We start from the raw sequence: 19,159 nt of genomic DNA on the forward strand, positions 1-19,159 counted from the left end.
CTGATGACCAACCGTCTGGAGCTGTCCGGCATTATTTGCAGGACTCCACTTCGTAAGGTCAGCCCGTCAGGAATTCCTCACTGCCAGTTCGTGCTTGAGCATCGTTCAGTGCAGGAGGAAGCCGGTTTTCACCGGCAGGCATGGTGTCAGATGCCCGTTATTATTAGCGGTCACGAAAACCAGGCCATTACTCACAGTATAACGGTCGGTAGCGCAGTAACCGTTCGAGGGTTCATCTCTTGCCATAAGGCAAAGAACGGCTTGAGCAAAATGGTTCTGCATGCCGAGCAGATTGAATTGATAGATTCTGGAGACTAGCCATATGGCACGTTATTTCCGTCGTCGCAAGTTCTGCCGTTTCACCGCGGAAGGCGTTCAAGAGATCGACTATAAAGATATCGCTACGCTGAAAAACTACATCACCGAAAGCGGTAAGATTGTCCCGAGCCGTATCACCGGTACCCGTGCAAAATACCAGCGTCAGCTGGCTCGCGCTATCAAACGCGCTCGCTACCTGTCCCTGCTGCCGTACACTGATCGTCATCAGTAATCGGTCACGGTCCATTAATACGACTTTGAGAGGATAAGGTAATGCAAGTTATTCTGCTTGATAAAGTAGCAAACCTGGGTAGCCTGGGTGATCAGGTTAACGTTAAAGCGGGCTACGCTCGTAACTTCCTGGTCCCGCAGGGTAAAGCTGTTCCTGCTACCAAGAAAAACGTTGAATTCTTCGAAGCACGTCGTGCTGAACTGGAAGCCAAACTGGCTGACGTTCTGGCAGCAGCTGAAGCTCGTGCTGAGCAGATCAACGCCCTGGAATCCGTAACCATCGCGTCTAAAGCTGGCGACGAAGGTAAACTGTTCGGTTCCATCGGTACTCGCGACATCGCTGACGCTGTTACTGCAGCAGGCGTTAAAGTTGCTAAGAGCGAAGTTCGCCTGCCGAACGGCGTTCTGCGTAACGTTGGCGAGCACGAAGTGAACTTCCAGGTTCACAGCGAAGTATTCGCTAAAGTTATCATCAACGTGGTTGCTGAGTAATCGGCCTCTGACGTTCTGGTAACAACAAACCGCCGGCCTTGTGCCGGCGTTTTGCTTTTTAGCGCCTTTCATTTTGCGGTGGCGTAACGCTTGCTGTCGTCTTCTCTGCTATCGCGCACGCACAAAGCTGCCGTTCGACTGGCGGGTAAACAGCACCTGCTGGCCGTTGCCGGTATCGATAGTGAGCCCGGTGACCACGCCGTTGGCGTTCTGCCGAATCTGCACCGTCTGTCCGCTCTGCAAAGTACTTAGCGGCTTGCCAGCGCCTTCAACCTGCGCCATGGCGTAGACGTCAGTGGCCGGCAGCCCATGATCGCGGAACAGCTGCGCCAGGGTTTTGCCTGACTCGATGCGATAGGTCCGCCATTGCTGCTCAATACCCGGCGCGGACTGCTGTGATGAGGATTGATAAGGCTGGGTGGCGGCGGGCTGCTGCGTCTGCGCTTGATCCGGCTGCTCATCCTGAATCGGCTCCGGGGCGACCGGCGCCATCTGATCGGCGTCGCTCACGGTAGGCGTATTAGTGATCGGCGGCAGCGGAACGGCCTGATTGCCGCCAGCTTGCGGCTGGGACTGCGACTGTAGGTTCAGGTTCGCTTCACGGCTGGTGGACGCCGGGCTTTGGCTATCATCGGAGGGAAGCAGAATACCGATAATAACCAACAGGAAGCCAGCGATAATTCCCCGGCGGTGCATCGGAGGCAGCGGGTCCAGGAGGCGAAAATGATCCGGGGCGTGCCAGATTTTCGCCAGGGTAGATGTCAGTTCAAAGCGCCCGGGCATGGCTTTCCTCCTGCTCCGCATATTTATATCCTGCTCATGAGTATAGATGGCTAACGTCCTGATGACCGGAACAAAGTGAAGTTAACCTGCTGCCGCCTATTGTTTCTTTTTCGCTGAGATTTGTCATCATCCGCCGACAAAGTTTTACCCATTTCGCTATGGCTGTTATGCTTTCGCACGCTTTTATCTTGATGTTTATCACCCAAAAAGGAACAACGATGGCAACCCCAACTTTTGACACTATCGAAGCGCAGGCAAGTTACGGTATCGGCTTGCAGGTTGGACAACAGCTGAGCGAATCCGGCCTGCAGGGGCTGCTGCCGGAAGCGCTGGTGGCGGGTATCGCCGATGCGCTGGAAGGTAACCAGCCGCAGGTGCCGGTGGAAGCCGTTCACCGCGCGCTGCGTGAAATCCACGAGCGTGCTGACGCTGTGCGTCGCGAGCGTTTTCAGGCCATGGCCGCTGACGGCCAAAAATACCTTGATGAAAACCGCGAGAAAGAGGGTGTGAACAGCACCGAGTCTGGTCTGCAGTTCCGCGTACTGACCCAGGGCGAAGGCCCGATCCCGGCGCGTACTGACCGCGTTCGCGTGCACTACACTGGCAAACTGATCGACGGCACCGTCTTCGACAGCTCCGTTGCTCGCGGTGAACCGGCTGAATTCCCGGTGACCGGCGTGATCGGCGGCTGGATTGAAGCGCTGACTCTGATGCCGGTAGGTTCCAAATGGGAACTGACGATCCCGCACAACCTCGCCTACGGTGAGCGCGGCGCTGGCGCATCGATTCCTCCGTTCAGCACCCTGATCTTCGAAGTTGAACTGCTGGACATTATCTAAACAGCAGCGGCTTCCTCTTCCCCGCGGCAGGGGAAGCCATAAAAATAGCGTAAAATCCTTAAGTTAAAAATTAATTGGAATTATGTTTTGCATTCATCACGTATGGGTGTATTTTTGTGAGCTATTTCGCGTTAGATGAGTGATATAACACTCACTTTAAACATAAAATTAACATTATATCTAAATCATAGTATTCATCCCTCCGATTCTTACCTAATATCGACTAGCCCTTGCTGGGGTTAATGACAGACGACGGGCCATCAGAGCCTGAACAACACAGACAGGTACAACAGGAAGAAATCACATGGTAGATCAGGTTAAAGTCGCTGCTGTCGAGCAGGAGCCGACTGAACAATCGCTACGGCGAAATCTCACAAACCGACATATTCAGCTGATCGCGATTGGCGGAGCGATCGGCACCGGGTTATTTATGGGTTCTGGCAAAACCATCAGCCTTGCCGGACCATCCATTATCTTTGTTTATATGATTATCGGTTTTATGCTGTTTTTCGTGATGCGTGCCATGGGCGAATTACTGCTGTCGAACCTCGAATATAAATCCTTTAGCGACTTCGCGGCCGATCTGCTGGGGCCGTGGGCGGGCTACTTTACCGGCTGGACCTACTGGTTCTGCTGGGTAGTGACCGGGATGGCGGACGTTGTCGCCATCACCGCCTACGCGCAGTTCTGGTTTCCCGGACTCTCCGACTGGGTCGCCTCGCTGGCGGTGATCCTGCTGCTGCTGGGCCTGAACCTGGCCACCGTCAAGATGTTTGGCGAAATGGAGTTCTGGTTCGCGATGATCAAAATTGTCGCCATCGTGGCGCTGATCGTGGTCGGCCTGGTAATGGTGATGATGCATTTCAAATCGCCGACCGGGGTCGAAGCCTCTTTTGCCCACCTGTGGAATGACGGCGGCTGGTTCCCGAAAGGGCTGAGCGGCTTCTTCGCCGGCTTCCAGATTGCGGTGTTTGCCTTCGTGGGGATTGAGCTGGTGGGTACCACCGCCGCCGAAACCAAAGACCCGGAAAAGTCCCTGCCGCGGGCGATTAACTCCATCCCGCTGCGTATCATTATGTTCTACGTCTTCGCGCTGATTGTGATTATGTCGGTGACGCCGTGGAGCTCCGTGGTGCCGAGCAAGAGCCCGTTCGTTGAGCTGTTCGTGCTGGTTGGTCTGCCGGCGGCGGCGAGCCTGATCAACTTCGTGGTGCTGACCTCCGCGGCCTCCTCGGCCAACAGCGGCGTGTTCTCTACCAGCCGTATGCTGTTCGGTCTGGCGCAGGATGGTCAGGCGCCGAAGATGTTCGCCAAGCTGTCGAAGCGTGCGGTGCCGGCGAAGGGCTTAACCTTCTCCTGCATGTGTCTGCTGGGCGGGGTGGTGATGCTGATGGTCAACCCGAGCGTGATTGCCGCCTTCACCATGATCACCACGGTGTCGGCGATCCTGTTTATGTTCGTCTGGACCATCATCCTTTGCTCTTACCTGGCGTATCGCAAAAACCGCCCTCAGCTGCATGAGAAGTCGAGCTACAAGATGCCGCTAGGTAAAGTCATGTGCTGGGTGTGCATGGCCTTCTTCGTCTTTGTGCTGGTGCTGTTGACCCTGGAAGACGATACCCGTGAAGCGCTGATGGTCACCCCGCTGTGGTTTGTGCTGCTGGGCGCGGGCTGGCTGTTTGCCGGCAAAAAACGGCTGGCGAAATAAACGAAAATTTTAACGTTGCTTGCAACGGCCCGTCATAAAAAAGGCCACCCAGAGTGGCCAAATAAGACGGACAATGTCGAGGGCGCCCGCGGGCGCCTTTTTCTTTACTTTCCGCCGAGGGCGCGCGGGAACAGCACATTATTTTCCAGGCTGATGTGTTCCATCAGATCGTCGATCATCTCGTTGATACCGTTATACATCGCCTTCCAGGTGGTACAGGCTTCCGGCGGCGGCGTCACGTTGTGGGTGATGTGCTTAATGACTTCCAGCAGTTCACCCGCTTCATCATGCTCGCTTTCCATCACGCTGATCGGCCCCCCGGCCTGGGCGCCCATTCCCTGTTTGATCATCGGGAACAGGATCTGTTCCTCTTTCATCATGTGGCTGGAAAGCTCCTGATGCAGCATGGTCAGGTACTTAGTCAGTCCTTTCGGCACGTTCGGTTTATCGGCATGGACGCGTTCAACCTTGGTGGCCTGCAGGATCAGCTCCGGCAGCTGTTCACGGTGCCGGTCGTGATAGCGAACGATGATATGGTCGATAATCTCCGCGAGGGGCGCCGCGCGCCAGTCGCGGGAGAGAGGCTGTTCGGCCAGTTTCGCCAGCTCGGCTTCAATCACCGCGACATCCAGCGCTTTGCGCGACGCGGCGCGCGCCAGGGTCTGTTTGCCGCCGCAGCAGTAATCCATATCGTATTGACGGAACAGGGCGGAGGCGCGCGGGATGGTCAACGCCAGCTCGCCTAAAGGTTGGTCACGGAAAGCCATAGCAGTTACCTCGTCATCAGGAATATAAGATGTATTTTAAATGCATCTTTTTGGCGAGGGAATACCCCTTAAGGAGGCGAGGCTACTTTTTTTCGTCCGCCAGCGGCTGCAGCATCGGTTTTTCCGGTCTGGCGCGTACGGCGGAGACCACGCCGAGCACCAGCAGCAGGATGCCGCTCAGGGTCAGCAGCGGCGGTAAGCTTTGCCGCAGCAGGAAGGTATACAGCAGTCCGGCCAGGGTTTCGAAGACGATAAGCGGGCCGAGGATCACCGTCGGCAGCCGCTGGCTGGCAATATTCCAGCATAGCGCGCCGACCCATGAGCAGAGCACCGCGATGGCCAGCATCAGCGTAATAAACACCGCCGGACGCGGGCCGAAGGGCAGGGGAAACCCGGCCTGCTGACCGTGCAGCCAGGCGCAGGCGGCGAGATAGCCGGCCAGCGAAACCGGAAGCGTCACCAGCGCCTGAGCGGTAGCCCACATCATTGGCGGTTGATGCGGGTTCTCCCGCAGCCAGCGGGCGTTGCGCAGGGCATACCAGGCCCAGCAGACCACCGATCCCAGCGCCAGCGCAATGCCGGAGCCGTAGCGCCACGGGCTAAAATTCGGCAGCCCCTGACGCAGCTCCGCGACGTTAACGCAGATCAGGCCCACAGCGATGCAGATCAGCGCCGGAAACAGGCGCCGCCACGGCAGCTTCCCGTCGCGCTGGCTGTAGAGCAGATTGGCGAACACCGGCAGTACCACCGGCAGCGTGCCGATAATCATGGTGGAAACCGGCGCCCCGGTGCGCTGAATGGCGCTGGCCAGGCAGACGTAATAGATAAGGTTCCCCATCATTGTCAGGCCCAGCGCGGTCCACCAGTCGTGCCGGCTCAACTGGCGCAGTCGCGCGCGCCCGAGCCACGCCAGCGGCAGGGCGATCAGGCCCAGCGCCAGATAGCGTCCCATCGACTGCAGCATCGCCGGATACTCTGGCACCAGCAAAGGCCCGACGAAAATTAAACCCCACATCAGCCCCGCCAGCAGGGCGTATAACACACCACTAATCATCATTGCATCCGTTGTCATTACCGTTGTCTGCAGTGTAGAAGGGGGCCGGGCAGGAATATTGTATGAGATTGCGCATTAGCGCCTGGCGACCTGCTTCTGATAGCGCACCGGCGTAATGCCGTAACGCTGGGTGAAGGCGCGGGTCAGGTGGGACTGGTCGGTGAGGCCGACGGCTATCGCCACTTCGGCGGCGGGCATGCCGTGGGTGAGGAACGCTTTGGCGCGCCACAGACGGATGGCCATCAGCATCTGATGGGGCGTTACGTGATAGTGGGCTTTAAACTGGCGCTGAAAGTGGTACGGGCTCAGCGCCGCCACCTGCGCCAGCTCGTCGAGGGTGATGGGACGCATATAGTTATCGTGCAGGTAGTCGCGCACGCGGTCAAAGCGATGCCCGGCCTCACCTTGCGCAGAGGCATGGTGGGCCAGAGGGCGGAAGGCGTCGATGAGGTCGAGCAGCAGTCCCTGCTGGGCCAGCGGATCGTCGCTATGCCACAGGCCATAAATCAGCTGGCCAATTTGTCGGGAACGCAGGGGATCCTCGCGGACCACCTCGCTGAACCACCAGTCTCGCACCCCGGTGATGGCTTCCAGACGGTCCGGCTCCAGATAAATCATCCGGTAGCGCCAGCCGTCGGCGGTTTCCGCTTCGCCGGTGTGCAGCTCGTCGGGATTCATGGTGACAATTGAGTTTGCGGCGGCAATATGCTGACTGCCGCGGTAGCGAAAGCGCTCCGCGCCTTGCTCAATCACGCCGATGCCGAAGGCTTCGTGGGTATGGGGTTCAAAGGCGTAGCGGGATATATGGGCGTGGTAAAGCTCCACCCCGGGCAGCTGTTCGAGATGGCGAAAGCGCGCGCGGTCTTTTTCATCACTAAATTGGAGTGGTACGCCCTGCATGCCTGCCTCCCGACGGTTATCCCTTCAATATGGGAGAGGAACCGCCGGGACGCAACCGCAAAAGCTGAGAGGGGCGGTTACAGAATGCCTTTCACGCTTTCAGCAAGGGAGGTGGTCGGGCGGCCGATCAGCGTACTCAGGGTGCGGCTGTCGTCAAACAGTCCGCCTTTCGACGCGCCGACGTCGGAATCCGCCAGCATATCGGCAAGCCCGGCCGGCAGGCCGACGCTTTTCAGCGCGGCGGCGAAATCGGCTTCGCTGAGGTTCTGGTAGACCACGTTTTTCCCGCTTTGCTTGCTCAGCTCGGCAGCCAGGTCGCTCAGCGTCCAGGCGTTATCACCCGCCAGTTCGTAAATTTTGCCTTCATGACCCTCACTGGCGATAACGCGGGCGGCAGCGGCGGCATAATCCGCGCGGGTGGCGGAGGCGATTTTACCCTCGCCGGCGGCGCCGATAAACACGCCATGCTCCAGCGCCGGCGGCGCGCTGGCCAGATAGTTTTCGGTATACCAGCCGTTACGCAGCAGGGCGTAAGCGATACCAGAGTCGGCCAGCATCTGCTCGGTTTCGATATGCTCTGCGGCCAGACCCAGCGGCGAAGTGTCGGCATGCAGCAGGCTGGTATAGGCGATGAATTTCACCCCGGCGGCTTTGGCGGCGTTAATGACGTTGCGGTGCTGTACAGCACGCTGGCCGACTTCGCTGGAGGAGATTAACAGCAGTTTATCCACGCCCTGCAGCGCGGCGGTCAGCGCCGCTTCGTCGCTGTAGTCGGCCTGGCGGACAACCACGCCCTGCTGGCTGAGCGCCTGGGCTTTGGCCGGGTTGCGGACAATCGCCACAATCTGGCTGGCAGGGACGGTGTTAAGCAGGTCTTGCAGAACGTAGTGGCCAAGCTGGCCGGTGGCACCGGTAAGAGCGATCATGGGTCTTCTCCTTCGTGTTTATTGGCAGTTGTGGTAAGCTACCACCTTAACTAACTTTTAGTAAGTACGTACAAAAAGGTAAGTGTGAAATGGCCGAACCGACGCTGAGCGAGAAATTGCGCACCGGCAATTTGTTTGCGGAACAGTGCCCGTCGCGCGATGTGCTTAAACATGTCACCAGCCGCTGGGGCGTGTTGATTCTGGTGGCGCTGCGCGAGGGAACCCACCGTTTCAGCGATCTGCGCCGTAAGATGGGCGGGGTCAGCGAAAAGATGCTGGCGCAGTCGCTGCAGGCGCTGGAGCAGGATGGTTTTATCGACCGCGTCTCTTATCCGGTGGTGCCCCCGCACGTTGAATATAGCCTCACGCCGCTCGGCCTGCAGGTGAGCGAGAAGGTGGCCGCCCTGGCGGACTGGATCGAGGTTAATCTGCCCTCGGTGCTGGCTAACCACGGGGAGTGAAAATGTATCACTCCCTGTAGCCCCGGTAAGCGCAGCGCCGCCGGGGAACAGGCATTACTTGCTCAAATCCAGCTGATAAATGGCGAAGCCGATATCATCGGTGGCCACCTGGCGCATTGGATACTGCGCTTTCTCTTTGATAAACGCCGCGGCTTTGTCGCCAGGCGAGGTCTCAAAACGAATATCCAACGGCGTGTTGCTGTGGATCGGCGCCAGACGCCAGTTGTTATCCGCCGCCGGATGGATCGCGCCTTCCTTCTTCGATTGCGCGCCAATCCACGCCGCCAGCACCGAACGGTTTTCATCCGGTGAGGCGAAGGCGATATGGCTCTCACCGGTGCCGGCGAATTTGCCGCCGTAAGCGCGATAGTTATTGGTCGCGACCAGGAAAGTAGCCTGCGGATCAACCGGTTTTCCATTGAAGGTCAGGTGCTTAATACGCTCTGCCTGCGGATGGATCATCTGACATTCGCCGTCATAGCGGGCCGGCTGAGTGACGTCGATCTGGTAGTTCACCCCGTCAATGACGTCGAAGTTGTAGGTGCGGAAGCCGTCCCAGTTGATCAGCGACTGCGGCTTGCTGCTGGCGGGATCGATCTGGTTAAACTGTCCGGCAGAGCATTCCAGCCACTCCTTAACCTTTTTCCCGCTGACCTTCATCACCACCAGGGTGTTGGGGTAGAGATAGAGGTCGGCGGCATTGCGGAAGGTGAGCTGGCCTTTCTCCACTTCGACAAAGCTCGCCGGATCGTTTTTACGCCCGCCGACTTTAAACGGCGCGGCGGCGGAGAGCACCGGCAGCTTCGCCAGATCCGGGTCGCCCTGAATATAGTGTTCGACGTAGGCTTTCTGCGCCATGTTGACCACCTGCACCGTCGGGTCGTCCTGCACCAGCGCCAGATAGCTGTACATGTTGTCGGCGGACTTGCCGATCGGCTTGCTGACGAATTCGCGAGTGGCGTCATGATCGGCTTTCAGCACCGCCACCAGCTTGCCATCTTCGGCCGCCAGTGATTTCTTCGCCACCGCGTCATAGATTGGCCGCGCTTCCGCTTTACTCTGAGTTACCTGCCATTTACCGCTGTCGTTATTTAGCACCAGATCGACCACCCCGAGATGATCGCCCCACATTCCCGGCATCACCGCCGGTACGCCGTTCAGCGTCCCTTTGGCGATATCCGCGCCTTTGATGTTGGCGAAGTCTTTACCCGGGAACACCGCGTGGGCATGGCCGAACATAATGGCGTCCACGCCGGGCACCTGGCTTAAGTAGTAAACCGAATTCTCGGCCATCGCCTGATACGGGTCGGCGGAGAGGCCGGAGTGAGCGACCACTACCACCACATCAGCCCCTTTCGCCAGCATCTCCGGGATATATTTGCGCGCGGTTTCGGTAATGTCATTGACCGTCACCTTGCCGTTAAGATTGGCTTTATCCCAGGTCATGATCTGCGGCGGCACAAAGCCGATATAGCCGATGCGCAGGGTGTGGGATTGACCGTCGCTGTCCATGACCCGGGTATCCTGGATCAGGTACGGCGTAAACATCGGTTTGCCGGTTTTGGCATCGATGATATTGGCGTTCACGTAGGGGAACTTCGCCCCGGCCAACGCCTTGTGCAGGAAGTCGAGACCGTAATTGAACTCATGGTTGCCCAGGTTGCCGACGGCGTAATTCAGGGTGTTCATCGCCTTATACACCGGATGTACATCGCCCTCTTTGAGCCCTTTTGCCGCCATATAGTCGCCTAACGGGCTCCCCTGGATCACATCCCCGTTATCCACCAGCACGCTGTTTTTAACTTCTGCCCGCGCCTGTTCGATCAGGCTGGCGGTACGCACCAGGCCGAATTTCTCCGTGGCGGCATCTTTGTAATAGTTGAAGTCCATCATATTGCTGTGCAGATCGGTGGTTTCCATGATCCGCAGGTCGACCGTCGCGGCGTTGACGCTGGCGGCGATCAGCGTGGCCAGGAGCGTTGCGCTAAACTTAATCATCAGAGGCGTCCTTTTTTATGAGCGATAGCACAGAAGAAAATGTATTTATATTCTGTTGCTTACAGAAATGTGAATCTTGCCAGAAAAGCGGGCAGAGAAACCGCCATCGTTATCACAGATAGCGGAACTCGCGGTGATGCGATATAAATAAAACAACGAGTTAACGCCACTGTAACCAGACGAGGTGGAGAATGTTAGAACAAGTATGTCAGCTTGCACGGAATGCGGGCGATGCCATCATGGAAGTCTACGATGGAAACCAGCCGATCAACGTCGCCAGCAAGAAAGATGATTCTCCGGTCACGGCGGCGGATATCGCAGCGCATAAAGTCATTGTCAGCGGCCTGCAGGCGCTGGATCCGGATACCCCGATCCTCTCCGAGGAGGACCCGCCGTCCTGGGAAGTGCGCCAGCACTGGCAGCGCTACTGGTTGGTCGACCCGCTGGACGGCACCAAAGAGTTTATTAAGCGTAACGGCGAATTCACCGTCAATATCGCGCTGATTGAAAACGGCAAGCCGACGCTGGGGGTTGTCTATGCGCCGGTGATGAAGGTGATGTACAGCGCGCAAAATGGCAAAGCCTGGAAAGAAGAGTGCGGCGTACGCAAGCAGATCCAGGTCCGCGATGCCCGTCCGCCGCTGGTGGTGATTAGCCGCTCCCATAGCAACGATCCGGAGCTGCAGGAGTACCTTGAGCAACTGGGCGAACACCAGACCACCTCAATCGGTTCGTCGCTGAAATTCTGCCTGGTGGCGGAAGGTCAGGCCCAGCTCTATCCGCGCTTCGGGCCGACCAGCACCTGGGACACCGCCGCCGGCCATGCGGTCGCGGTGGCCGCCGGGGCGCATGTTCACGACTGGCAGGGGAAAACCCTCGACTACACGCCGCGTGAATCCTTCCTCAACCCCGGCTTCCGGGTCTCTATTTATTAAGCAATTTATGCAGCAGGTCGATCACCTGCTGCACCTCTTGTTGGGTGAGGGCGCCGTCTTTAGCCCACTGCACACGCCCGTTCTTATCCAGCACCACGATCGCTGAGCTCTTCTCGTCCAGCTGCCAGGCCTTCCGCACCAGGCCGTTGCTGTCGACGATAAATTGCGACCATGGGAAGAGCTTTTTATTACTTTCAATGCTGTTGCGTACAAACATCCCGGTGCCCGGGATGGCGTCGTCAGTGTTTACAATGGTGGTGGTCTGATAGCGATCGTGCGGGAAGCCCGCCGCTTTAATCGCCTCGATCAGATTGGCATTTTTCTCTTTTGCTGACGAGCGTCCGGCGATGTGCTGGACCACGCGCACTTTTCCCGCCAGCTGGGCGCTATTCCAGTTTTTATAGCTAAACTTATCCTTATCCAGAATAAGCTCTCCCCGATCCGCGACGCCAACGGGCGCCACGCGCTGGCCGTCGACGAAGTTATGCGCTGTGGCCAGCAGCGGGAGAAGCAGTAACGAGGCGGCCAGTATGCTACGTAGGGTCATGCGCAATCCTTAATCATTTTTATGCAGGTGATCCGACCACTTGGTCTCGTTTAATCATAAGTGCGATTGACGGTGATTACCCGCAATGAGGATGCCAGTTTGCGTGTTGACGCACAAATTAGTCGTAAAACGGCGACTTATACTTACTTCATCGTATGTCTGAAACGAAAATTCTGAATTATTGTCATCAAAGGGTAAATAAACTTATACATACTGGGTCCCTCTGAGATTCTGGACTATAGTTTTAGGGCATTAAAATTTGCGCTCCCAAGACGTGGGCTAACTGTGGCACCACAAGAGCGTAACCCTGGCAGGAGAGAAGAATGAAAATTTTCCAACGCTACAATCCGCTGCAAGTGGCGAAGTACGTGAAGATCCTGTTTCGTGGACGGTTGTACATCAAGGACGTTGGCGCATTTGAATTTGATAAGGGCAAAATCCTTATCCCGAAGGTCAAGGACAAGCTGCATCTGTCAGTGATGTCCGAAGTCAATCGTCAGGTGTTGCGTCTGCAAACTGAGATGGCATAACCTGGCACGTAGCAGTACGTAGTAGGTAAAAGACGGCTCCCGATGGGAGCCGTTGATGTTTTTAGCCCTTCATTTCCGCATAGCGTTTGCGATATTCGCCCGGTGGGATGCCGTTATGTTTACGAAACAAGCGGGTGAAATAGACCGGATCGCTGTAGCCCACCGATAAAGCAATTTTGTTAAGTGGGAGCGAAGTGCTCTGAATAAGCCACCTGGCGCGGTTGATGCGCTGCGTTTCCCGCCACGCATAGACCGTTTGCCCCAGTTCATTTTTGAAAAGGTGCGCCAGACGTGAAGGGGAGATAAACACCATCGCCGCCAGAGTCTCGATTTTTACCTCCTGTGCAATATGGGCGTTAAGATAGTCGCAGATGGCGTTAATCCGTGGGTCGTGGGCATGGCGGTTGCTAATGGGCTGCTGCTGAAAACAGCGGAGAATTAATCTCTCCAGCGCGTTCATTGCCAGCGCTTCTGACAGCGGTACGGACGCAGAGTGGTGGCGTATCACTTCGTAGAACAGATCGCGCAGTTGCTGGAGCTGCTCGGGATCGTTAATGGTTGTTTTGCCGATACCGTGGGTGGTTTGGTCCCACTTCAGCCAGTCTATCCAGTAGGGGCGGGGGATAAAGTAGATCCACAGATGGTCCCAGTACTCGCTGTGTTCGTCCCTGCCGTAATGATGGGGCACGCCGGGAGGAAACAGCAACAGATCGTTTTCCCGGCACAGCAGGAAGCCATCGCCCGCTTTCGCCCGCGCCTGGCCGCGCAGGGTCAGATTAATGATGTAACCTTTCATCCCCTGCGGGCGATTAATGTAGTAGTCCAGCGTGGAGCCGCGGGTAATCGGCGTGAAGCCTGCGACGACCCAGGCATTGAAGGTAAAGGTCTTCATCAATGGCGAGAAATTGAGTAGCTCATTGATATCCAGTTCCATTCTCTCTTCCACCTGAGCGCCGCCGCGTCGTTAGCTTTCGATGATAGTAAATTCCCAGGCCCCGAGGCGCAACGGCTGGCCGACGTATACTGTCTCCCCGCTCAGCAGCGCGGTACCCAGGGTCTCGCTGACAACATCCATCGCCTCGCCGGAGTAATTGAACAGGAAGTGGATATTATTTCCGGCGCGGTTACGCATCTTTTTAACCACTAACGGATAGCGATAGGCGGAAGTTCGCGAGTTCAGCGTGAGATCCGCCGTCAGGACATCAAACAGCTGGCTAATCAGGCCCTTCTGCGGCAGAAAGCCAACGTACAGGGCGCGACCCTGACCGTAATCCGCCTCCGTTGCGGCGGCGTATTCGCCCCATGCCGGGTGCTGATAGCGCAGCAGGGTGCGGGTCCCGTCATCGGGCGTCAGCAATTCCATCCACAGCTCAGCCTGATTGTCATTGCGACAATCAATCTCTGCGCAGCAAGAGCTTACCGTCGTCTCTTCCGGCAGGGTGAACTGGCTGTAGCTGACGCCGCAGCTCTGGCGCAAAACCCCCGGCTGCGCGCTGCTGCGCACCTTGACGTTTTCATCGCTAAAGCCTGATTTAAAGCCGATCAGCGCTCTGCCGCCCCGGGCGATATAGTCGTTAATCCGCGTTAGCAGGCCCTCATCGGCGGCGTACAGACCAGGAACGATCAGCACCCGGTAGCGCGAGGTTTCCTCGTTCACATCGTGGATGATGTCGAGGCTGATATTGTGGTCATACAGCGCATCGTGGAAGCGGCGGAAGATATCGTTATAAATGTTGCCCCTGGCGTCGCCGGGAAGGAAGTGATTGAGAGCGTCCATCGCCTCATTACTTATTAGCAACGCGACGTCATTTTCGGCCTTCAGCTCCGCCAGCTGCGGCGACAGGCGGGCGAAATCGGCGCCGATGGTGGTAGCTTCCTGCAAGGTTGGGTTGCGCGAGAAGTCGTGGCTGAGCAGCCCCTTCCAGTAGGTTTCAAAGGCGTTATGAATCGAATGCCAGTGCCAGTAGGAGACCATGGCGGCGCCGGAGGCGATATGGCTGAATGCCTGCAGGCGTAGCTGGCCCGGGAAGGGGGTCCACTGGGCGAAGCCCTGAGCCTGGGTTTCCAGCACGAAGTAGTTCTGGCCCGGCTTAAGCGAGCGGGTGATGGCGCCGCCAAAGGCGATTTCCCGTCCGGTCAGGTGTGCCTGACTCGGGTGATAGATATCGACGCCGGCGATATCCAGCGCCTGCGCCGCCGCAAAATGGTCGACCCGCGGCTGCACGCCGTAAGAGTAACCGCGCCATTCGAAATCGAAGTTGTGGGTGACGAACTGGTGCGGCTGGGCGTATTCCCGAACGATGGCCGCCTGCCAGGCCAGATACTCGGTGACCTGCTGACGCTGATAGCGGGAGAAGGCGCAGGCGAGGCTGGCGTTGATGGTGTTTTCCACCGGCGGAAAATCCTGCCAGCGGTCAATGCGGTTGCTCCAGTAATCCAGGCCGAAATCGTGATTCAGCTGCCGGAGGTCAGGATATTTCTCCTGCAGGCTGCGCACGAAGCCCTCCTGCATATAGCGGCCAATATTGTCGTAATGCTTGGTTTCGTTATCCAGTTGCCAGCCGATAATCGCCGGATGGTGTTGCACATGGGCCATCAGCGTGCGGATAATTTTTTCGGCATAGCGGCGAAAGGTCGGGTTGACGATATCCATGATCTGCCGCGGACCATATTTTTGCTGCCCCGCGACGGTGGTGACCAGAATATCGGGATGTTTCGCCGCCAGCCAGGCCGGGACCGCGTAGGTGGGCGTCCCGACGATGACCGCAATGCCGGCCTCATGCATCGCCTCCAGCACCCGGTCGATATGGTAGAAATTATACTGGCCCTCTTCAGGCTCCAGCGTACTCCAGGTGGACTCGGCAATACGCACCACGTTAATGCCGGTTTCGCGCATTAAGGCGATATCCTTAGCCAGCCGATCTTCCGGCATATATTCATCGTAATACGCCACGCCATAAAATAAATGAGACATACACACTACCTCCTGACATTAATTCGCGGGCACCGGTTGTGAAGCGAAGACACGCGCTTTATCCAGCGTAATAAAAGAAATAAGCGTGAAGCACAGAGCGATACCGCCGAGTACGATATAGCTACTGGTAAAGCCCATGCTCTGGTACATATGGCCGATACCGGTCGAGAGAAAAATAGAGCTAAAGCTTTTCGAAAATTGGAAGCCAATTAAGTAAACGGTCGCTGACAGCAGAGGATTAAAGTTAGCCGTAATATATTTTAACGCCGCGACAAGTAGCACCGAGCTTTCAAAACCGTGGAGGAGTTTAATCAGACTGATGGAGACGGGGCCAATAGCCCACGCGGAGCCGATAATACGCAAGCTCATAATCAGCCCGCAGTATAACAGCGCATTTTTCGGGCCGATTTTATTCACAAACCATGGCGCAAAGAACATCACGATGGCATCAAGGAAAATCTGACCCGTGGTTAAATAACCGAAGACTTCTGCACCCGGGCTTTACTCTCAAAAAAATGGCTGTAGTAGATAGCGAACTGCTGGTCATAGGTTTCATAGACCGCCCCGACGCCAATGACATAGAGGGCGAAGAACCAGAATTTTTTAACTTTTAACAGCGAGACGGCATCGCGGAGGGTAACCGGCGAGGCTTTGCCAGACAGCAATCCCTGCTGCGGGTGGGCGCTGATCTGCATTTTCCAGACAATGACCAGCAGGCAGACGCCTGCGCCGCTGGCCAACCAGAAAATCATATTCTGATCAATGCCGTAGAGTTTTCCTGCCGCAAAGGTGCCGATTGCGGCGCCGATGCCGCCGAACATCCGCGCCCGGCCAAATTCGAAACCGGAGGCGCGGCTGACTTTATCAATGTAGGCTTCGCAAACCCCGCAGCCGGCGCCGTAGGCCATGCCAATATAAAGGCCGCCAGCCAGCGCGCCGAGGAACACATTTATTTTTAACAGGGGAGCAAAGACATAAATCCAGTAAGGGGCGAATAACGTGATAATAATCGCCAGCATCCACATCAGATTCTTACGATACACCAGTTTATCGGAGATGAAGCCGAATAATGGCTGAACGCAGACGGCGACAATGGCGGTGAAAGAATAAACCAGGCCGACGTCTGTGTAGTTAATACCGATGGTTTCCGTCAACCACAGGGATAAATAAGGGTAGCAGCATCCCCAACCTATAAAGAAGAACAGGAAAAACAGACAGCTGATAAAGTAATTTTTATTTGACGTTATCATGGTAACCCTCGCTTCCTTTATTCAGGAATATGATCGTGTTGATGCGAGCAACGTTACCTTTTTGCGCGTCGGGGAGTCATGAACGTTTCGCTATCGAGCAGGAGTAATCTGCTATCGGCAGAGGGGCGTGAGCCGCTTCACATTCGAGCCATAAAAAAGGGCGGATGGTCATCCGCCCTTAGGAGAGAGAAAAGATTACGCTCAGGCGTTCTGGCTTTCCGCCGTTTCCGCCTGCTTCGGCACCAGCACCGTTGGCTTGTTATCGATGCGGGTCACCAGCAGCTGGTCGATACGGTAGTTATCGATATCCACGACCTCAAACTTATAGCCGGAGAACTTCACCGCGTCGGTGCGTTTGGGGATTTTACGCAGCATAAACATCATAAAGCCGCCGATGGTCTCGTAATTCCCGGACTGCGGGAACTCGTCGATATCCAGCACGCGCATCACGTCATCAATCGGCGTACCGCCATCGATCAGCCACGAGTTTTCATCGCGGGCGACAATCTGCTCTTCCAGCCCCTGGCCGACGAGGTCGCCCATCAGGGTGGTCATTACGTCGTTGAGAGTGATGATCCCGACCACCAGCGCGTATTCATTCATGATCACCGCGAAGTCTTCCCCGGCGGTTTTGAAGCTTTCCAGCGCTTCCGACAGGGTCAGGGTGTCCGGCACGATCAACGTGTTGCGGATCTGTACGCCGCCGGTCAGCACCAGGCTCTGGTTCGCCAGCACGCGGTTCAGCAGATCTTTTGAATCGACGTAACCGATAATGTGGTCGATATCTTCATTACAGACGAGGAACTTCGAGTGCGGATGTTCGGCCACTTTATTCTTCAGGCTCTGCTCGTCTTCGTGCAAATCAAACCAAATGACGCTTTCACGCGGGGTCATGGAGGAAGGAACGGTGCGGGACTCCAGCTCGAACACGTTCTCAATTAGCTCATGCTCCTGCTTGCGCAGCACCCCGGCCAGCGCGCCGGCCTCGACCACGGCATAGATATCATCGGAAGTGATATCGTCTTTCCGCACCATCGGCAGTTTGAAGATGCGGAAGATCATGTTGGCCATGCCGTTAAACAACCACACCAGCGGGCGGAAGACTAACAGGCAGAAGCGCATCGGGTTGATGATGCGCAGGGCCACTGTTTCGGGCGCAATCATACCGATGCGTTTCGGAGTCAGGTCAGCAAACAGGATGAACAAGCTGGTGACCAGGGTAAAAGAGATGATGAAGCTCAGCTGCTCGGAGAGCTCCGGTGACAAATACCCGCTGAGCAGGCTATGAAACGCCGGTGAGAAAGCCGCGTCGCCCACAATACCGCCAAGAATGGCGACGGCGTTGAGGCCAATCTGCACGACGGTAAAGAAGGTGCCCGGGTTCTCCTGCATCTTCAGCACCCGCTGTGCGTTGACGTTGCCTTCATCGGCCAGCAGTTTCAGTTTGATTTTACGTGAGGCGGCCAGTGAAATTTCCGATATCGAAAAAAACGCACTGACGGCTATCAGACAGAGTATTACTAAAATACTGTTTAACATATCTTTTCTGACCGTTGAGGCCAGATCCTCGGAAGGGAAGTTGATAACTCAAATGTGGAATACATAAAAAACCGGTCCGAAGGCGCTGGACCGGCTGTCACACTGGCTAGTATAGCGTAAGGGAATGTAAAGCCGCCAGAGCGTTCATTGACCGCCTCGCTGTTGAGGCGGAAATCAGAATTACGCCTGAGGCGGCAGGCAGACGCCAATGCCGCCGATGCCGCAATAGCCGTGCGGGTTTTTATACAGATACTGCTGGTGATCGTCCTCGGCATAGTAGAACGGTTTGGCGGTGGCGATCTCGGTGGTGATGTGACGGGTATCGTGCGCGTCGTTCATCGCCGCCTGGAAGCGCGCGAGGCTGGCCTTTGCCGCCTCCGTCTGTTCCGGGGTCAGCGGGTAAATCGCCGAGCGGTACTGGGTGCCGTGGTCGTTACCCTGCCGCATACCCTGCGCCGGGTCGTGATTTTCCCAGAACACCTGCAATAACTGCTCATAGCTAATCACCTGCGGATCATAAACCACGCGTACCGCTTCCGCGTGACCGGTCTGGCCGCTGCATACTTCGCGATAGGTCGGATTGGGCGTATAGCCGCCAGTGTAACCTGCGGCGGTGCTGTAAACCCCCGGCAATTGCCAGAACAGGCGCTCAACTCCCCAGAAGCAGCCCATGGCGAACAGCGCCACTTCCATCCCCGCCGGGACGTTGGTCATCGAGTGGCCGTTAACTGCGTGGAGCGTCGCCACTGGCATGGGGGTATTGCGTCCAGGCAGCGCATCCGCCTGGGCGACAAGATGCGTTTTATCAAATAGACTCACGGTTGGCCTCTCAATACAGAAATCGTCGTTAAGGTTGTAACGAAGCGTGTCTTTTAACACAATAAATACGCGTAATACGTCTAGATTA

The 19,159-nt window shown here is 56.5% G+C and carries 19 protein-coding genes and 1 pseudogene; 8 read left to right on the plus strand and 12 right to left on the minus strand.

Going from position 1 to position 19,159, the window contains the following annotated elements:
• Positions 1-3: 3 nt before the first annotated feature.
• From priB to rplI, 3 genes are read left to right on the plus strand one after another with little or no spacing between them, the layout of a single operon-like run.
• Positions 4-318, plus strand: a complete 315-nt coding sequence (gene priB / locus BHE81_RS25020) for a primosomal replication protein N (RefSeq protein WP_002885722.1) — start codon at positions 4-6, stop codon at positions 316-318.
• A 4-nt stretch (positions 319-322) separates the two neighbouring features.
• Complete coding sequence (rpsR, locus tag BHE81_RS25025; RefSeq protein WP_000135199.1) at positions 323-550, plus strand: 30S ribosomal protein S18; 228 nt, start codon at positions 323-325, stop codon at positions 548-550.
• A gap of 41 nt (positions 551-591) precedes the next feature.
• Entirely contained in the window at positions 592-1,041 is a 450-nt protein-coding gene (gene rplI, locus BHE81_RS25030; protein ID WP_002886682.1) for a 50S ribosomal protein L9, read from the plus strand.
• 108 nt (positions 1,042-1,149) lie between these two features.
• Here rplI and BHE81_RS25035 read toward each other — a convergent pair whose 3' ends face one another.
• On the minus strand, positions 1,150-1,824 hold the full coding sequence (locus BHE81_RS25035) for a LysM-like peptidoglycan-binding domain-containing protein (protein WP_004177687.1): 675 nt from the start codon (positions 1,822-1,824) through the stop codon (positions 1,150-1,152).
• A 218-nt stretch (positions 1,825-2,042) separates the two neighbouring features.
• Here BHE81_RS25035 and fklB point away from each other — a divergent pair, with 218 nt between their 5' ends.
• On the plus strand, positions 2,043-2,663 hold the full coding sequence (gene fklB, locus BHE81_RS25040; RefSeq protein ID WP_002886687.1) for an FKBP-type peptidyl-prolyl cis-trans isomerase: 621 nt from the start codon (positions 2,043-2,045) through the stop codon (positions 2,661-2,663).
• A gap of 304 nt (positions 2,664-2,967) precedes the next feature.
• Positions 2,968-4,371 carry a D-serine/D-alanine/glycine transporter gene (gene cycA, locus BHE81_RS25045; RefSeq protein WP_002886688.1) on the plus strand — a complete coding sequence of 468 codons (1,404 nt, stop codon included), beginning with the start codon at positions 2,968-2,970 and terminating at the stop codon, positions 4,369-4,371.
• A 104-nt stretch (positions 4,372-4,475) separates the two neighbouring features.
• Here cycA and ytfE read toward each other — a convergent pair whose 3' ends face one another.
• The 4 genes from ytfE to BHE81_RS25065 form a co-directional block, all read right to left on the minus strand.
• Positions 4,476-5,138 (minus strand): iron-sulfur cluster repair protein YtfE, encoded by a 663-nt coding sequence (gene ytfE / locus BHE81_RS25050; RefSeq protein ID WP_004152016.1) that lies wholly within the window; start codon positions 5,136-5,138, stop codon positions 4,476-4,478.
• An 82-nt stretch (positions 5,139-5,220) separates the two neighbouring features.
• Positions 5,221-6,192 carry a DMT family transporter gene (locus tag BHE81_RS25055; RefSeq protein WP_002886691.1) on the minus strand — a complete coding sequence of 324 codons (972 nt, stop codon included), beginning with the start codon at positions 6,190-6,192 and terminating at the stop codon, positions 5,221-5,223.
• Between the two features lie 75 nt (positions 6,193-6,267).
• Positions 6,268-7,092, minus strand: a complete 825-nt coding sequence (locus tag BHE81_RS25060; RefSeq protein WP_002886699.1) for an AraC family transcriptional regulator — start codon at positions 7,090-7,092, stop codon at positions 6,268-6,270.
• A gap of 77 nt (positions 7,093-7,169) precedes the next feature.
• Entirely contained in the window at positions 7,170-8,018 is an 849-nt protein-coding gene (locus tag BHE81_RS25065; protein WP_002886702.1) for an SDR family oxidoreductase, read from the minus strand.
• Positions 8,019-8,107: 89 nt separating this feature from the next.
• Here BHE81_RS25065 and BHE81_RS25070 point away from each other — a divergent pair, with 89 nt between their 5' ends.
• Positions 8,108-8,479, plus strand: a complete 372-nt coding sequence (locus tag BHE81_RS25070; protein ID WP_004152015.1) for a winged helix-turn-helix transcriptional regulator — start codon at positions 8,108-8,110, stop codon at positions 8,477-8,479.
• 54 nt (positions 8,480-8,533) lie between these two features.
• Here the strand turns inward: BHE81_RS25070 and cpdB are convergent, their stop codons facing one another.
• On the minus strand, positions 8,534-10,477 hold the full coding sequence (gene cpdB, locus BHE81_RS25075) for a 2',3'-cyclic-nucleotide 2'-phosphodiesterase (protein WP_023302381.1): 1,944 nt from the start codon (positions 10,475-10,477) through the stop codon (positions 8,534-8,536).
• A 191-nt stretch (positions 10,478-10,668) separates the two neighbouring features.
• On the opposite strand from cpdB, the gene cysQ reads away from it, so the two are divergent.
• Positions 10,669-11,412, plus strand: coding sequence for a 3'(2'),5'-bisphosphate nucleotidase CysQ (gene cysQ / locus BHE81_RS25080; RefSeq protein WP_002886705.1), 744 nt, complete (start codon positions 10,669-10,671; stop codon positions 11,410-11,412).
• Here cysQ and BHE81_RS25085 read toward each other — a convergent pair.
• Positions 11,402-11,959, minus strand: a complete 558-nt coding sequence (locus BHE81_RS25085) for a YtfJ family protein (protein ID WP_002886706.1) — start codon at positions 11,957-11,959, stop codon at positions 11,402-11,404. The two genes, cysQ and BHE81_RS25085, sit on opposite strands and share 11 nt — an antisense overlap.
• Before the next feature lie 323 nt (positions 11,960-12,282).
• Between BHE81_RS25085 and BHE81_RS25090 the strand changes: the two genes are divergently transcribed.
• On the plus strand, positions 12,283-12,489 hold the full coding sequence (locus BHE81_RS25090) for a DUF1107 domain-containing protein (RefSeq protein WP_002886707.1): 207 nt from the start codon (positions 12,283-12,285) through the stop codon (positions 12,487-12,489).
• Between the two features lie 61 nt (positions 12,490-12,550).
• On the opposite strand, the gene araC is transcribed toward BHE81_RS25090, so the two are convergent.
• From araC to msrA, 5 genes and pseudogenes are all read right to left on the minus strand, one after another.
• On the minus strand, positions 12,551-13,423 hold the full coding sequence (gene araC, locus BHE81_RS25095; protein ID WP_019725356.1) for an arabinose operon transcriptional regulator AraC: 873 nt from the start codon (positions 13,421-13,423) through the stop codon (positions 12,551-12,553).
• A gap of 30 nt (positions 13,424-13,453) precedes the next feature.
• On the minus strand, positions 13,454-15,463 hold the full coding sequence (locus tag BHE81_RS25100; RefSeq protein ID WP_019725355.1) for a beta-galactosidase: 2,010 nt from the start codon (positions 15,461-15,463) through the stop codon (positions 13,454-13,456).
• An 18-nt stretch (positions 15,464-15,481) separates the two neighbouring features.
• A pseudogene (locus BHE81_RS25105) lies at positions 15,482-16,713 on the minus strand (oligosaccharide MFS transporter).
• Positions 16,714-16,914: 201 nt separating this feature from the next.
• Positions 16,915-18,252 carry a hemolysin family protein gene (locus tag BHE81_RS25110; RefSeq protein WP_002886718.1) on the minus strand — a complete coding sequence of 446 codons (1,338 nt, stop codon included), beginning with the start codon at positions 18,250-18,252 and terminating at the stop codon, positions 16,915-16,917.
• 180 nt (positions 18,253-18,432) lie between these two features.
• Entirely contained in the window at positions 18,433-19,071 is a 639-nt protein-coding gene (gene msrA / locus BHE81_RS25115) for a peptide-methionine (S)-S-oxide reductase MsrA (RefSeq protein WP_002886721.1), read from the minus strand.
• Between the last annotated feature and the right edge of the window lie 88 nt (positions 19,072-19,159).

This window comes from Klebsiella sp. AqSCr (assembly GCF_008452795.1).
Classification (GTDB): Bacteria; Pseudomonadota; Gammaproteobacteria; order Enterobacterales; family Enterobacteriaceae; genus Klebsiella; species Klebsiella pneumoniae.

What these genes read in the sequence shown, in the direction of transcription:
- BHE81_RS25035 (WP_004177687.1), bottom strand. Translation starts at nt 1,824, where the DNA reads ATGCCCGGGCGCTTTGAACTGACATCTACCCTGGCGAAAATCTGGCAC.
- BHE81_RS25060 (WP_002886699.1), bottom strand. Translation starts at nt 7,092, where the DNA reads ATGCAGGGCGTACCACTCCAATTTAGTGATGAAAAAGACCGCGCGCGC.
- BHE81_RS25100 (WP_019725355.1), bottom strand. Translation starts at nt 15,463, where the DNA reads ATGTCTCATTTATTTTATGGCGTGGCGTATTACGATGAATATATGCCG.
- BHE81_RS25065 (WP_002886702.1), bottom strand. Translation starts at nt 8,018, where the DNA reads ATGATCGCTCTTACCGGTGCCACCGGCCAGCTTGGCCACTACGTTCTG.
- cycA (WP_002886688.1), top strand. Translation starts at nt 2,968, where the DNA reads ATGGTAGATCAGGTTAAAGTCGCTGCTGTCGAGCAGGAGCCGACTGAA.
- rplI (WP_002886682.1), top strand. Translation starts at nt 592, where the DNA reads ATGCAAGTTATTCTGCTTGATAAAGTAGCAAACCTGGGTAGCCTGGGT.
- cysQ (WP_002886705.1), top strand. Translation starts at nt 10,669, where the DNA reads ATGTTAGAACAAGTATGTCAGCTTGCACGGAATGCGGGCGATGCCATC.
- BHE81_RS25055 (WP_002886691.1), bottom strand. Translation starts at nt 6,192, where the DNA reads ATGATTAGTGGTGTGTTATACGCCCTGCTGGCGGGGCTGATGTGGGGT.
- rpsR (WP_000135199.1), top strand. Translation starts at nt 323, where the DNA reads ATGGCACGTTATTTCCGTCGTCGCAAGTTCTGCCGTTTCACCGCGGAA.
- BHE81_RS25090 (WP_002886707.1), top strand. Translation starts at nt 12,283, where the DNA reads ATGAAAATTTTCCAACGCTACAATCCGCTGCAAGTGGCGAAGTACGTG.
- fklB (WP_002886687.1), top strand. Translation starts at nt 2,043, where the DNA reads ATGGCAACCCCAACTTTTGACACTATCGAAGCGCAGGCAAGTTACGGT.
- BHE81_RS25070 (WP_004152015.1), top strand. Translation starts at nt 8,108, where the DNA reads ATGGCCGAACCGACGCTGAGCGAGAAATTGCGCACCGGCAATTTGTTT.
- araC (WP_019725356.1), bottom strand. Translation starts at nt 13,423, where the DNA reads ATGGAACTGGATATCAATGAGCTACTCAATTTCTCGCCATTGATGAAG.
- cpdB (WP_023302381.1), bottom strand. Translation starts at nt 10,477, where the DNA reads ATGATTAAGTTTAGCGCAACGCTCCTGGCCACGCTGATCGCCGCCAGC.
- priB (WP_002885722.1), top strand. Translation starts at nt 4, where the DNA reads ATGACCAACCGTCTGGAGCTGTCCGGCATTATTTGCAGGACTCCACTT.
- BHE81_RS25085 (WP_002886706.1), bottom strand. Translation starts at nt 11,959, where the DNA reads ATGACCCTACGTAGCATACTGGCCGCCTCGTTACTGCTTCTCCCGCTG.
- ytfE (WP_004152016.1), bottom strand. Translation starts at nt 5,138, where the DNA reads ATGGCTTTCCGTGACCAACCTTTAGGCGAGCTGGCGTTGACCATCCCG.
- BHE81_RS25110 (WP_002886718.1), bottom strand. Translation starts at nt 18,252, where the DNA reads ATGTTAAACAGTATTTTAGTAATACTCTGTCTGATAGCCGTCAGTGCG.